This is a genomic window from Micromonospora phaseoli, from assembly GCF_900109115.1.
Lineage (GTDB): Bacteria > Actinomycetota > Actinomycetes > Mycobacteriales > Micromonosporaceae > Micromonospora > Micromonospora phaseoli.
The window spans coordinates 133522-146417 of record NZ_FNYV01000007.1; the positions used below are offsets into that span (position 1 = coordinate 133522).

Genomic DNA, 12896 nt, shown 5'->3' on the forward strand with positions numbered 1-12896 from the left:
AACAAGGCGGGCAGGTCAGAAGACACGGGGGAAATGTCTTGGACTTTTGTTTTCTTGGGCCATTGATGTTGAGGCAAGGAATTTCCGGAGTCGGCATTCCGGGCACCAGGGACCGGAAAATCCTGGCGGCCATGCTCCTGAATTCGAACCGACCGGTGCACATCGATTTGTTGATCGATGTGGTGTGGGACGACGATCCACCTGCGACAGCCCGCCAACAGGTACAGAACCGGCTGGGCAGCCTTCGGGCCAGGCTGGGCACCGATGCCCATCGAATCAATCGGAACAGCAACCACTACACCCTGGAAGTGGGCAACGAAAAAGTAGACGGCCTGAAATTCCGCAGTCTCTGCACCGATGCAGAAATCGCGGCGAAAGTCGGCAGCCCGGAAAGAGCCGTTACACTCCTACGGAGTGGGCTGGAACTGTGGCGCGGATCGCCAATCGAGGATATCGAATCAGTCAAGCTACAGGTGGAGGCCCTGCGTTGGAGGGAATATCATCTGAAGGCGATCGAAACGCTGATCGAAATCGAGTTCAGTCTTGACCGACAACGGTTGCTGACCGCCGATCTGCACAGCTGGATCGCGAGTTATCCGTACCACGAAGGTCTGCACTGCCGGCTCGCGGAGGCGATGCATGCCGGTGCCCGCACCGCCGAGGCGCTGGGCGTACTGAGCGGTCTGCGGTCCCGACTGGCGCGGGAGTTGGGGATCAACACAGGTCCGGTGGTAGAGGATCTCTACCACCGGCTTCTACACGGAGCCCGAACGGCGACCGTCGCGCTCGGCTGAGGCTCCGCCACACGAGCGGCACCGACGACGAAAGGGTGGGTCGGGGATCCCGACCCACCCTTTCACTCTCACGACCCGCCGTCACGGTGACAAGCGTGGTGTTCTCGTCGAGGGATGGTGGTCCGACGGTGATGGATCGGTGAGCATCTCTGGGACCGTCGCGGCACCTAATGTGAGTTGGAGGGATCGTCTTGCTCGGAAGAAGAAGCGCTCGACTGGCCGCTGTGCTGGCACTCTGCTTCGCCGCGGCCCTGGCCGCGCCGCAGGCGGCCAGCGCGGCACCGGCCACCACGCCGTCGGAAGTCGCCACGATCAAGGCAGAGGACCTCGACCCGGCGAACGCCATGATGATCCCGGAAGCCGAGCTGCTGTCCACCGGCTGCGGTGCGGGCTGTGACGGCAAGAATCCGGCGACCTACAAGATCTACCACAGTGGATGTTCGACCTGCTACCACTACTGCTCCGACGACGCGAAGACCGTCGCGTCCAACACCGACGGAATCAGTCTCGAACTGCGCTACAGCCCTCGCTGCCGGACCGCTTGGGCCAGGGTCGGCTCTGACTTCTACTACCCGACGGTCCGCAGCTACTACCTCGATGGCCGGGTCCGCACCGCCTACAGCGGTTTCGCCGGCGCCTACTACACACCGATGGTCAACGACGCCAATCTCCTCGCCCGGGCGGAGGCCGTTGCCGGGCCCACCACCTGGTGGACGAGCAAGTACTGACTCGACCGTCCGGCCAAGGCAACCGGGTCCCTGCGTCGTTGACCGGCGCAGGGACCCGGCGCACATGACGCCCTGGTCTCAGGGTCAGGGGCAGTACTCCATCCACTCCCGCAGATCGGCGTAGTAGAAGTACAGGCAGGCGTCCGGGTTCACGTTGGCCGCCATCATCGGCGTCCACCCGGTCTCACCCGCATAGGCGGCGAGGGTCTTCTTGTAGAAGACCGTCCCGGCGCCGTTCCAGATGCGTGCATCGCCGGTGCTACCCGGCGTGTTGGTGTAACGCGTCCAGTAGGCCTGGCAGCCCGACGAGTAGCGCAACTCGACCCAGACACCGTTCTTCGCCCTGCCTGAGGCCGTGGTCGTGGCCCCTGACGAGCAACCCATCGCCTGCGGGTCCTTCCCGTTGCACGAGGCGTAACCGCCACCGCCCGCGTTACGGCAGCCCTCCGGGACGGCTGCCGGTCCCGCCATTGCCGACGCCGGCACGCCGACCAGGGCACCGAGCGCCAGGGCGAGCACCACCAGCACATTTCTCGTACGAGTCATTCCGCATCCCTTCATCGCTTGAAGACTGGAACGGAAGGTAGTCGGCGACGTCACCTTCTGATCATCACGGCGGCACTGATCCCGTTGTTCCCAGAAGAAGTCCAGCGCGCGCCGATTCATGCCGTGGTGGACACCAATGTCAAGTCGGGCCTCAGTACCAGCGGGTACAGCTCCAATCGGTGCCACTGGCCGGCCAGTAGCAGGCCTGAGCCTCGAGGTTGGCGTCGTTGACCATGTTGGTCCAGACGTTTCCGTACTCGGAGTAGTTCTCGAGCGTCATGCGGTGGTTGCCGTTGAGGTGGCGACTGACCACCTTGATCGCGAGCCATCCGGCACTGGTCCTCGCCCAGGCCGTGCGGCATCGCGGGCTGTACCGCAGCTCGACGCTGCCCGACGGGCTCGACGTGCGGTACACGTAGCCGCTGGACAACTTGGGCGTAATGGCGTCCTCAGCACAGGTGTAGTACCTGGTGCCGTCGTAGTAGATCTTGAAGGTCTGCGGATCCTTGTTGTCACACGAGACTCCGCAGCCGGCGTTGGCGAGCGTCACCGCGTCGAGCCGGACGCCGTCGCCAGCCGCGATCACCGCCTCGACCTCGACGGCGGCGCGGTCAGGCGCCGCCTGGGCTGAGGCGGGGGCCGCGATCCAGCTCAGGGCGAGGGCCGAGACAAGTCCGGAAATGAGTAGTAGCCGCCGCATAGGACCTCCTAGTGAGGGGATGGGAGGCGACAAGGTATCGATCGTCGCCATCACCACACCATCACCGCGCCATCAGCGTGCTCTCATCGTCTTCGAGCCCCCGGCTCGGTCACCGAGTCCACTGGCCGCGCCCCACCACCCACCGCGCCTGCCTCTTCCGCCAACACCAACGGCGGGCGGCCGGACCGAAGTCCGGCCGCCCGCCGCAGCTACGAGAAATCACTCCCGGTTGGTGGCTCTCGGTGGTAGGAGTCCGCCGCCGCCACCACCGTTGTCCGGTGGGCTGAACGGAAGGCCGTTGTCCGGGTTGCCGGGGCCATTGTTGTCGCCGCCGTTGTTGTCGCCGCCGTTGTTACCGCCATTGCGGTTACCGCCACCGAGTTGGCAGAGGATGTCGGTCGGCTCGCACTGCTGCACGTCCGGCGGCGGTGGCGGCGGCGGTGCCTCACCGTTGCCGGCTTCCTCGTCGCCAATCCCGGCGACATCCGGCAGGTCGGACGGGTCGTAACCCTTCAGCGCCTCGTCCATGTACCGTTTCCACAGCTGCGCCGGTAGGGTGCCACCGCCGATGTTGCTGCCGCCCCGGTCGACGATGGCTCGCTTCTTTGTATCGTGGCTACCGATCCACACCGCTGTGGCGACGTTCTTGTCGTAGCCGACCATCCAGGCGTCCTGGTTCTTGCCGGTGTCGCCGAGCTGCCAGGTGCCGGTCTTGCCGGCGACCTGCCGGCTGTTGGCCAGACTGGCGTTGTTCTTGCCGGGGATCTCCTTGAGCACCGCGGTCACCTCGTCGGCCACCTCTGGCTTGATCACCTGCTTGGGGTCGAGCTTCTCGCCCGTGCCGGTGACCTTGTCCCACTTGCCGGTTGCCTTGTTCTGCTTCTCCACGGTCCGCACGAAGTGCGCCTTGTTGTACTTGCCGCTGTTGGCGAGCGTGGCCAGGCCGTTGACGTGGTCGAGCACCGTGATCGGGTACTGGCCGTAGGCGGCCACCCGGTCGAAGTAGGTAGGCGCGAGCTTCTCGGGCTTGTTCTTGATCAGGTCGTGCGCCCGTCCCTTGTCGTCCCACATGGTGCGGACACCGGCCCGGCGGGCCATGTCGATCACCTTGTCCGTGCCGATCTGCTCCGCGATGTGGAAGAACGGCACGTTGTACGAGAGCACGGTCGTCTCCTGCAGAGTGCAGGACTTGTTACAGCTCTGCCGCACGTCCCGGCCGGCGTTGACGATCTCCTTTTCGAAGCCTTCCGGCTTGAACGGGGTGGCGTCCCAGCGGGACTTCACCGAGATGCCGGCGTCGATGGCTGCGGCAAGGGTGTAGACCTTGAACGACGATCCCGGCGGATGACCACCGACCAGGTTGCCGTTCTGATCGGTGTTGAGACCCGCGTAGTCGAAGTCCGCACCGCTGTTACCGCCGTAGTAGGCCAGCACGCGGCCGGTCTTCGCCTCGACGGACACCACCGCCGGCATCAGGTTCTTCGGCTGGTCCGCCAGGAACGTGTCCTTACGACCGAGCTGGGCGATCTCCTCCAGCGACTTCTGAATCTTGGGATCGAGGGTGGTGGTGATCCGGTAGCCGCCCTCGCGCAGCTCGTTGACGCAGTTGGGCTTGTCCGGCGCGCCCGAGTTGGAGCAGAGACCCCACTCCTCCATCTCCTTGCGGACATAGTTGATCACGTTGCCGCGCGGGGAGGCCACTCCGAAACCGTTGTCCTTCTTCGACTTCTGGACCTTCGGGTACTCGGCGGGCCGCTCGGGCTTACCCGGTACGCCGAGCCAGCCCTCCTCGACCATCCCGTTGATCACGTACTCCCAGCGGGACTTGGCGTCGACCTCGTTGGTCTCCGGGTCGAACCCCGGGTGGGTGGCGCTGGCGACGGGCTGCTTGATCAGCGCGGCGAGCACCGCCCCCTGGGCCGGGTTGAGCTTCTTCGCGGTGGTGTTGAAGTACGTCTGAGCCGCCGCCTCGATGCCGTACGCGCCCCGGCCGAAGTAGATCACGTTGAGATAGTTCTCCATGATCTCTTCTTTGGTGAACTCGTCGTTCAGCTTGGAGGCGAGGATCGCCTCCTTCACCTTCCGCGCGTAGCTGTCGTCCTGGAGGTTCTCGTAGGCGTTGCGGGCGTACTGCTGGGTGATGGTCGAGGCACCCTGCTTGTCGCCGCCGGAGAGATTGTTCCAGGCGGCCCGGGCGATGCCCTTGTAGTCGACGCCCGAGTGCCGGTAGAAGTTGCGGTCCTCGGCGGCGGCCACGGCGTTGCGCACGTGCTCAGGGATGGCGTCGATGGTGACGAAGGTGCGGTTCTCGTTGCCGAGCTTGGCCACCAACGTCTTGCCGTCCTTGGCGTAGACGATGGTGGAGAGCGGCAACGGGATCTCCTTGGGCAGCACCACGTTGGTCGAGTAGTAGGTGAACCCGACCACACCGATGCCGGCCAGCATGATGAACACCGCGAAGCCGGCGATCAGCATGTTGAGCCGCTTGCGCTTGCGCGCACGGGCCGCTCCGCCTGGATCACGGCCGCCGCGACCTGGTCCGGTCGGACCGCCGGGCCGACCCGGGCCGCCCGGCCCGCCGGGACCACCGACGCTCGCCCGGGCCACTGCGGCCCGGGCGCCGGGACCAGCCACCGACGCCGAGCCGACGCTCGCCCGGCCGGCCGATGCCGCGCCGACGGCGACCGAGGCACGTCCGGGCCCGGCCGGCGACACCGGCACCGAGGCACGACCGGCCCGGCCCGGGGCCGGGGACACCGGCACCGAGGCACGACCCGGCGCCGCCGGCGAGACCGGCACCGAGGCACGGCCGGGTCCGGCCCGGCCGACCGGTGCCGCGCCGGTGGACCCGTGGCGCGGTGGAACGCTCGCCGAGCCGCCTACCGAGGCACGACCACCGACCGAGGCGCGGGCCGACGGGCTGGCACCCTCCGGCCCGGTCGACCAGTTGACGCCGCGCGGTTCACCACCCTGGCGGCGGTACGCGTCGTCCGCCTGCCCCGGGTCGTCCTGGCCCGGAATGCGGGCCCGTCCGCGCGAGGAGCTGGGATCGCCGTACGAGTTCATTCCTCACACCCTGCCGTCGCGGTGGGGCGCGGTCGCACCGCCACCGGTTTGCCGTGAGTTGTGACACCCGAAAGCACGGCACGCGGGTGCCGTGGTACCGGTGTCAGATCCGAATCAATCGGACTATTCAGACCTACAAGCTGTCGGTCACCCCGGCCACGTGTGCCACGGCCGGGGCTGGCCGATCGAGCCTGATTCACCGTTGCGCCTCTCGCCTTCGCCGGGCACCCGTTCCGTCTGCGGTCATGCCGCTCGCCTCGCTGCGCTCCTGGCCGTCATCCGCGCCACCGAGCAGGCCGTCCCGGCCGAGCAGGTACTGCTCGACGAGATGGTTCCAGTCACAGCCGAGGCACACCTCCACTACGAAGACCTGGAACTCACGCAGCGTCATCGCGAGCACGGACAACTCGGCCACCGTACGCGCCTGGCCGGCTGACTGCTTGAGTTCGTCCCCGTAAATGTAGTGGACGCGGGTGAGGTTCTCGCTCCGGCAAATCGGACACCGCTGGTCGGTGGGCTCGCCGTGGAACCGAGCCGCGTTCTTCAGGTATGGAGATGCATCGCACAGGTCGTAGGTACCGACCCGGCCGGCAAGAAGCTCACGCAGCACTACTCGCTTTCGGAGCGAGTAGTCGACGATCTGGCGCTGCGTACGCATGCGGGAAAGGGTACGCGGTCTCGTCTGGCTAGGCGACCATCGTGACGATCCGTGAGCAGGGGACCTCGGAACGGGGGTTTGCTCCTGCCGAGCCGAGACGCTACGGTGCGATGTATCGGTCCGATACATCGCGGCGGTTAGCGCTCCACGCACAGGGTAAAGGAAGGGTGGCCAATGCTCGAACTCGCCATCCTCGGCCTGCTGCAGGAAGCCCCGATGCACGGCTATGAGCTACGCAAGGAGCTCACCGCCAAGCTCGGGGCGATCCGAGCCGCAATCAGTTACGGCTCGCTCTATCCGACGCTGCGCCGGCTACAGGCTGCGGGATGGATCACCGAAGCCGCCGAGACGCCCGCCACCGCCGAGGAGGTTCCCGCGCTGACCAGCCGACGAGGTCGGGTGGTCTACACCATCACCGCGGAAGGAAAGGAACGCTTCGCGGAGCTCATCGCACAAACCGGGCCGGAGACGTACGGCGACACCGGTTTCGGTGTGCACTTCGCGTTCTTTTCCCGAACCGACCGGGCGACCCGACTTCGGATCCTGGAAGGTCGCCGCCGCACGATCGAGGAGCGTCGCGAGGGCCTTCGCGACATGCTGGGCCGGGCGGCCGAGCGCCTCGACGCGTACACCCTGGAGCTGCAGCGCCACGGCCTGGATGCCTGTGAGCGCGAGGTCCGGTGGCTGGAGGAGCTCATCGCCAACGAGCGCTCCGGCCGTGCCCCGACGGTCCCGCAGGACGGGACAGCCGGCGGCCGACGAGAAGACAACAGCCCGCCTCCGCCTGGAGAGACCAGGAAAGAGCGGCCGTGACAGAAAAGAAGGAGGCACACGCGATGGGCTCCGTCCGCGTCGCCATCGTCGGTGTGGGTAACTGCGCCTCGTCCCTGGTACAGGGCGTCGAGTACTACCGGAACGCCGACCCGAACGACCGCGTCCCGGGTCTCATGCACGTCACCTTCGGCGACTACCACGTCTCTGACGTGCAGTTCGTCGCGGCGTTCGATGTCGACGCCAAGAAGGTGGGCATGGACCTCGCGGAGGCGATCGTCGCCAGCGAGAACAACACCATCAAGCTCTGCGACGTGCCGCCGACCGGCGTCAGCGTGCAGCGCGGCCCGACCTTCGACGGCCTCGGCCAGTACTACCGCGAGATCGTCGAGGAGTCCGACGCCCAGCCGGTCGACGTGGCCAAGGCGCTGCGCGACGCGCAGGTCGACGTCGTCGTCTCCTACCTGCCGGTGGGTTCGGAGCAGGCCGACAAGTTCTACGCCCAGGCCGCGATCGACGCCGGCTGCGCCTTCGTCAACGCCCTGCCGGTCTTCATCGCCTCCGACCCCGAGTGGGCCAAGAAGTTCGAGGACGCGGGCCTGCCGATCGTCGGTGACGACATCAAGAGCCAGGTCGGCGCGACCATCGTGCACCGGGCGCTGGCGAAGCTCTTCGAGGACCGGGGAGTCGAGCTGCTGCGCACGTACCAGCTCAACTTCGGCGGCAACATGGACTTCATGAACATGCTGGAGCGCAACCGCCTGGTCTCGAAGAAGATCTCGAAGACCCAGTCGGTCACCTCGCAGATCCCGCACGAGATGAGCAAGAGCGACGTGCACATCGGTCCGTCCGACCACGTGCCGTGGCTGGACGACCGCAAGTGGGCGTACATCCGCCTGGAGGGCCGCTCGTTCGGTGACACCCCGCTCAACGCCGAGCTCAAGCTCGAGGTGTGGGACTCGCCGAACTCGGCCGGCGTCATCATCGACGCCGTCCGGGCCGCGAAGATCGCCCTGGACCGGAAGATCGGCGGCCCGATCCTGTCGGCCTCGTCGTACTTCATGAAGTCCCCGCCGGTGCAGTACGCCGACCACGACGCGCACGCCGCCGTCGAGGAGTTCATCGCCGGCGAGATCGAGCGCTGACGCACCGACCAGCAGCGTCGTCGAGGGCCGGGTCCACACGGACCCGGCCCTCGCGGGAAGATCGAACAGCAGCACGCCATGGCGAGCGGCGTCAGCCTCCGCCCCGTCACGACCGCGATCGACTCTTGACGTTCAGGACCAGGCGCGTTGCAGGGCGACGCCGGCCTCCAGCTCCAGCAGCTTGACCTTGCGGTCCAGGCCACCGCCGAAGCCGACCAGCTTTCCGCCCGCCCCGATGATGCGGTGACAAGGCACGACGACCGGGATCGGGTTGCGGTTGCAGGCCACCCCGACCGCCCGAGCCGCGCCGGGATCCCCCACCCGCCGGGCCACCTCGCCGTACGTCAACGTCTCGCCGTACGGGATCAGGGTCATCTCCCGCCACACCGCCCGCTCGAACTCGGACCCGCGCGGCACCGTCACCGGTAGCCCGAAATCGGTCAGCTCTCCGGCGAAGTACGCCCGTAGCTCCGCGACCGCCTGCCGGGACGTCGCGTCCACCGGTTCCGTGGCGGCGTCCGCGACCGGGCCAAAGTGTGCGCCGCAGACGCTGCCGCCGTCGGTGGCCACGGAGAACTCCCCGATCGGCGAGTCGAGCACTGTCCAACGCATGTCGTCATTCTCCCCCGTTCGTCGCACCGGCGCTCAGGGTGCCATCCGATCTGGGCAGCTGACCGGGCAGGAACGGTGGCGCCCGCCGAAGCGTCCCATGTTTGGGTGCTCCGGCGGGCGCCGGTCGTGCTGTGCTGGATCAGGCGGTGGAGACGGTGAATCTCTCGCCGTTGCTCAGGCCCAGCCCGGGCGACGTCCACTTGATGGTCTTGTTCGAGATCAGCTGGCTGGTGCCGGCCGACCCGGCGGAGACCGCCTGGTCGTCGCTGGCCCTGAGGAAGATCGTTCCGTCGATGTTGTAGTTGAGAAAGTCGAACGTCTCCCAGAAGCCCCGCGAGGTGCTGCTGGCGACCAGCGGCTTGGTGCCACTGCTCGCCGCGGTCACGTACCGGCCGTTGGAGTGGGCCCGGAAGCTGAAGAAGCCGTCGCCCTGGTTGATGACGTCGAACTTCGCCGCCTTGGTGACCGTCGTGCTGCTGGCGATTAGCGGCTTGGTGCTGCTGGCGGCCACCACGTACTTGCCGCTGGCCTTCGACTTGAGGCTGACGATCGGCGGCGCCGCGTCGATGGTGAACTTCTCGTTGGTGCCGATGGAGGTCTTGCTCGCCATCAGAGACGAGCTACCGGAGGTCGACGCCGTGACGTACTTGCCGTTGATCTGGGACTTGAGGCTGACCGAGCCGTCGGTGTGGTTCACGATGGTGTACTTCGCCGACGTGACGATCGTCTTGTGGCTGGCGATCAGCGGCTTGGTGCCGTTGGTCGGTGCCACCACGTACAGTCCGTTGACCCTGGAACGCAGCGCGACCAGGCCGCTGCCGGCGTCGACGATGTCGAACCGCTGCGCCGTGCCCATGCTCGATCCGTTGTTCACCAGCGGCTTGGTGCTGCTGGCGGCGGTGACGAACTTGCCGTTGGAACGGGCCTTGAAGCCGTGCGAGAAGCGGGCCGGCGAGATCGCGCCGACCGTCAGCAGCCGGTCGATCGAACCCTTCGTGTCGTACACCCCGCCGGCGAGGCCGGTGGTGACGATCCGGTCGCGGACCTGCTTCGGCGTCCAGGTCGGGTTGTCGTTCAGCAGCAGGGCCGCGGCGCCCGCCACGTGCGGGGCGGCCATCGAGGTGCCGCTGAAGACCACGCTGCCGGTGTTGTTGTTGTGGCGCGCCGAGGGGATGCTCACGCCCGGAGCAAAGATGTCGAGGCACTTGCCGTAGTTCGAGAACCAGGCGCGCATGTTGATCCGGTCCGTCGCCCCCACGGTGATGGCGTCCGGCACCCGGGCCGGGGACGCCTGGCAGGCGTCCATCCACGAGTTTCCAGCCGCGATCGAATAGGTGATGCCGGACGCGATGGACCGGTTCACCGCCTCGTCGAGCGATGGGACGGCAACGATGTCACCGAGGCTCATGTTGGCCACGGCCGGCTGCTGGGCGTTTGCGGTCACCCAGTCGACCCCGGCGACGACCTGTTCGGTGGTGCCGTAGCCGTCGCAGTCGAGCACCCGTACACCGACGAGGTTGACACCCTTGGCCACGCCGTAACTCGCGCCGCCGACGGTCCCGGCAACGTGCGTACCGTGGCCGTGGCAGTCTTCTGCGACGTGGTCGGAGTCGATGGCGTCGTAACCGTGAGTCGCCCGGCCGCCGAAGTCCTGGTGGTCGACGTTGATCCCGGTGTCCAGGATGTACGCGGTGACCCCACTGCCGGTGTTCGGGTACTTGTAGGTGTTGTTCAACTTCGGCGAGGGCTGATCGATGCGGTCCAGGCCCCAGGACGGCGGGCTGCTCTGCGTGCCGTTGGCCGAGAGTCGGCGGACCTGCTCGACGTAGGCCACGGCGGGATTGGCCGCCAACTTCTCGGCCTGCCGCTGGCTCATCGTGGCCGAGTAGCCCTTGAGGGCGTTGTCGAACACCCGCCGGACGGTGCCCCCGTTCGCTCCGGTGAGCGCGGATGCTGCGGCCCGGACGGCACTGGAACCGGCCTTCCGGTCCTTGAGCACGACGATGTAGCGGTCCGGCACGACGCCGACGCCCTTGGTGCCGAGCACCTCGGGTCGGGGCTGATCGTGCGGAGCAGCCATCGCGGCACCGCCGGAGACGACGGTGAGGATGGACGAGGCGGTGGCGAGGGCGAGCCCCGCCACCGCCGAGCGGCGCAGTACGCCACGGTTCTTCACTAGGTGTGACCCCCGTCGGTCGTCGACCATGCCCGGTGGGCGGTCGGACGGACATTGAATCGTCCCGCCTCCAACTGCTGAGCAGCGGGCTGATGGACGTTCCAACATCATGAATGAATTCGAGAGAACTCGCGTCCACCGTTCGGTCGATACGTGAGCGTCTCGACGTGTGGCCGTCACAACGGGGACGGGCCACGATGGACGTCGGCAAAGCGCGCCGCGTCGATGCTCAGTCGCGGATGCCCTCGTCGCGGGCCCAGCGCAGCAGCTCGGCCTCGGCGGTGTCGCGGTCCAGCGGGCCACGCTCCAACCGCAGGTCCTTGAGGTACTTCCAGGCCCGGCCCACGATCGGCCCCGGCGGCACGCCGAGCAGCTCCATGATCGCGTTGCCGTCGAGGTCGGGCCGGACCCGCGCCAGATCCTCGTCGGCGGCGATCCGGGCGATCCGCTCCTCCAGCGCGTCGTAGTCCGCTGCCAACTGGGCGGCCTTGCGCCGGTTGCGGGTGGTGCAGTCCGACCGGGTCAGCTTGTGCAGCCGGGTCAACAGGTCACCCGCGTCGGTCACGTACCGGCGCACCGCCGAGTCGGTCCACTCACCCCGGCCGTACCCGTAGAAGCGCAGGTGCAGCGCGACCAGCATGGTGACCTTGGCGGTGACGTCCTTGGGGTAGCGCAGCGCCTTCATCCGCGCCTTGGTCAACCGGGCGCCGACCACCTCGTGGTGGTGGAAACTGACCCGACCGTCCGGACCGATCGACTTCGTCGCCGGCTTGCCCACGTCGTGCATCAGCGCGGCCATCCGCAGGACGAAGTCCGGCCCGTCCTCCTCGTACGAGATCGCGTTCCGGACCACCGTGAGGGTGTGTTCGTAGACGTCCTTGTGCTGGGCGTGCTCGTCGATCTCGAGCTTGAGCCCGGTCAGCTCGGGCAGGAAACGCTCGGCCAGCCCGCTGTCGACCAGCAGCCGCAGCCCCGTGATCGGGTCGGCGCCGCAGAGCAGCTTGGTGAACTCGTCGCGGATCCGCTCGGCGGTGATCCGGTCCAGGTCGGTGGCCATCCGGGTCATCGCCGCCTGCACGTCCGGGTGCACCGTGAAGCGCAGCTGGGCGGCGAAGCGGGCGGCCCGCAGCATCCGCAACGGATCGTCGCCGAACGACTCGGCGGGCGTGCCCGGCGTACGCACGACCTTCGCCGCCAGGTCGGCCAGGCCGTCGTACGGGTCGGCGAACCGGTGCTCGGGCAGGCTCACCGCCATCGCGTTGATGGTGAAGTCCCGCCGCCGCAGGTCCTCGACCAGGCTGGTGCCGTAGGCCACGATCGGGTTCCGGCTGACCTGGTCGTACGACTCGGCCCGGAACGTGGTGATCTCCAGCCGCAGGCCGTCGCGCTGGCAGCCGATGGTGCCGAACTCGCGGCCGGTCTCCCAGATCGCCTCGGCCCAGCCCCGCACGATATCCAGCGTCTGGTCGGGGTGCGCGTCGGTGCAGAAGTCGAGGTCCTCGCCGAGCCGGCCGAGCAGGGCGTCGCGTACCGAACCGCCCACGAGGTGCAGTTCGTGACCGGCGGCGGCGAACCGGTGGCCCAGCTCGTCGGCGACCGGGGAGACCCGGAGCAGTTCGGCGACGGCGTTGCGCTGGGCGGCGGTGAGTTCGCGGCGGTCGGTGGTGTGGGATGCGGCGGCTTCGGACATCGGATCAGCA

General features: G+C 67.5%; 11 protein-coding genes. 4 read left to right on the top strand and 7 right to left on the bottom strand.

Annotated elements, in window-relative coordinates:
* Nucleotides 1-131 precede the first annotated feature (131 nt).
* Together BMY89_RS18840 and BMY89_RS18845 are read left to right on the top strand one after the other, a co-directional pair.
* A complete protein-coding gene (locus BMY89_RS18840) occupies nt 132-794 on the top strand; it encodes an AfsR/SARP family transcriptional regulator (protein WP_170147728.1) in 663 nt (220 codons plus the stop codon).
* Between the two features lie 224 nt (nt 795-1018).
* A complete protein-coding gene (locus BMY89_RS18845; protein ID WP_092381327.1) occupies nt 1019-1522 on the top strand; it encodes a DUF2690 domain-containing protein in 504 nt (167 codons plus the stop codon).
* Nucleotides 1523-1606: 84 nt separating this feature from the next.
* On the opposite strand, the gene BMY89_RS18850 is transcribed toward BMY89_RS18845, so the two are convergent.
* The 4 genes from BMY89_RS18850 to BMY89_RS18865 form a co-directional block, all read right to left on the bottom strand.
* Nucleotides 1607-2068 carry a DUF2690 domain-containing protein gene (locus tag BMY89_RS18850; protein ID WP_170147727.1) on the bottom strand — a complete coding sequence of 154 codons (462 nt, stop codon included), beginning with the start codon at nt 2066-2068 and terminating at the stop codon, nt 1607-1609.
* A 151-nt stretch (nt 2069-2219) separates the two neighbouring features.
* Nucleotides 2220-2768, bottom strand: coding sequence for a DUF2690 domain-containing protein (locus tag BMY89_RS18855; RefSeq protein WP_170147726.1), 549 nt, complete (start codon nt 2766-2768; stop codon nt 2220-2222).
* 219 nt (nt 2769-2987) lie between these two features.
* Entirely contained in the window at nt 2988-5834 is a 2847-nt protein-coding gene (locus tag BMY89_RS18860) for a transglycosylase domain-containing protein (protein ID WP_092381330.1), read from the bottom strand.
* A 196-nt stretch (nt 5835-6030) separates the two neighbouring features.
* The gene (locus BMY89_RS18865) at nt 6031-6492 is read right to left on the bottom strand and encodes a DUF5318 family protein (protein ID WP_092381331.1); all 462 of its coding nucleotides are present in this window, start codon (nt 6490-6492) and stop codon (nt 6031-6033) included.
* Between the two features lie 174 nt (nt 6493-6666).
* Here BMY89_RS18865 and BMY89_RS18870 point away from each other — a divergent pair, with 174 nt between their 5' ends.
* Nucleotides 6667-7305: a PadR family transcriptional regulator gene (locus tag BMY89_RS18870; RefSeq protein ID WP_092381332.1), complete on the top strand. Its 639-nt coding sequence runs from the start codon at nt 6667-6669 to the stop codon at nt 7303-7305.
* Between the two features lie 23 nt (nt 7306-7328).
* Nucleotides 7329-8408 (top strand): inositol-3-phosphate synthase, encoded by a 1080-nt coding sequence (locus BMY89_RS18875; RefSeq protein ID WP_092381333.1) that lies wholly within the window; start codon nt 7329-7331, stop codon nt 8406-8408.
* Between the two features lie 132 nt (nt 8409-8540).
* Here BMY89_RS18875 and BMY89_RS18880 read toward each other — a convergent pair whose 3' ends face one another.
* The 3 genes from BMY89_RS18880 to BMY89_RS18890 all read right to left on the bottom strand — a co-directional run bounded on the left by BMY89_RS18880 (nt 8541) and on the right by BMY89_RS18890 (nt 12886).
* A complete protein-coding gene (locus BMY89_RS18880) occupies nt 8541-9020 on the bottom strand; it encodes a methylated-DNA--[protein]-cysteine S-methyltransferase (RefSeq protein ID WP_092381334.1) in 480 nt (159 codons plus the stop codon).
* A gap of 139 nt (nt 9021-9159) precedes the next feature.
* Nucleotides 9160-11196 carry a S8 family serine peptidase gene (locus tag BMY89_RS18885; RefSeq protein WP_092381335.1) on the bottom strand — a complete coding sequence of 679 codons (2037 nt, stop codon included), beginning with the start codon at nt 11194-11196 and terminating at the stop codon, nt 9160-9162.
* 229 nt (nt 11197-11425) lie between these two features.
* Nucleotides 11426-12886, bottom strand: a complete 1461-nt coding sequence (locus tag BMY89_RS18890) for a CCA tRNA nucleotidyltransferase (protein WP_092381336.1) — start codon at nt 12884-12886, stop codon at nt 11426-11428.
* Between the last annotated feature and the right edge of the window lie 10 nt (nt 12887-12896).

Bases quoted from the DNA above. Each gene is read 5' to 3' on its own strand.
- BMY89_RS18840 (WP_170147728.1), top strand. From the start codon at position 132: ATGCTCCTGAATTCGAACCGACCGGTGCACATCGATTTGTTGATCGAT.
- BMY89_RS18850 (WP_170147727.1), bottom strand. From the start codon at position 2,068: ATGACTCGTACGAGAAATGTGCTGGTGGTGCTCGCCCTGGCGCTCGGT.
- BMY89_RS18855 (WP_170147726.1), bottom strand. From the start codon at position 2,768: ATGCGGCGGCTACTACTCATTTCCGGACTTGTCTCGGCCCTCGCCCTG.
- BMY89_RS18860 (WP_092381330.1), bottom strand. From the start codon at position 5,834: ATGAACTCGTACGGCGATCCCAGCTCCTCGCGCGGACGGGCCCGCATT.
- BMY89_RS18865 (WP_092381331.1), bottom strand. From the start codon at position 6,492: ATGCGTACGCAGCGCCAGATCGTCGACTACTCGCTCCGAAAGCGAGTA.
- BMY89_RS18870 (WP_092381332.1), top strand. From the start codon at position 6,667: ATGCTCGAACTCGCCATCCTCGGCCTGCTGCAGGAAGCCCCGATGCAC.
- BMY89_RS18875 (WP_092381333.1), top strand. From the start codon at position 7,329: ATGGGCTCCGTCCGCGTCGCCATCGTCGGTGTGGGTAACTGCGCCTCG.
- BMY89_RS18880 (WP_092381334.1), bottom strand. From the start codon at position 9,020: ATGCGTTGGACAGTGCTCGACTCGCCGATCGGGGAGTTCTCCGTGGCC.
- BMY89_RS18890 (WP_092381336.1), bottom strand. From the start codon at position 12,886: ATGTCCGAAGCCGCCGCATCCCACACCACCGACCGCCGCGAACTCACC.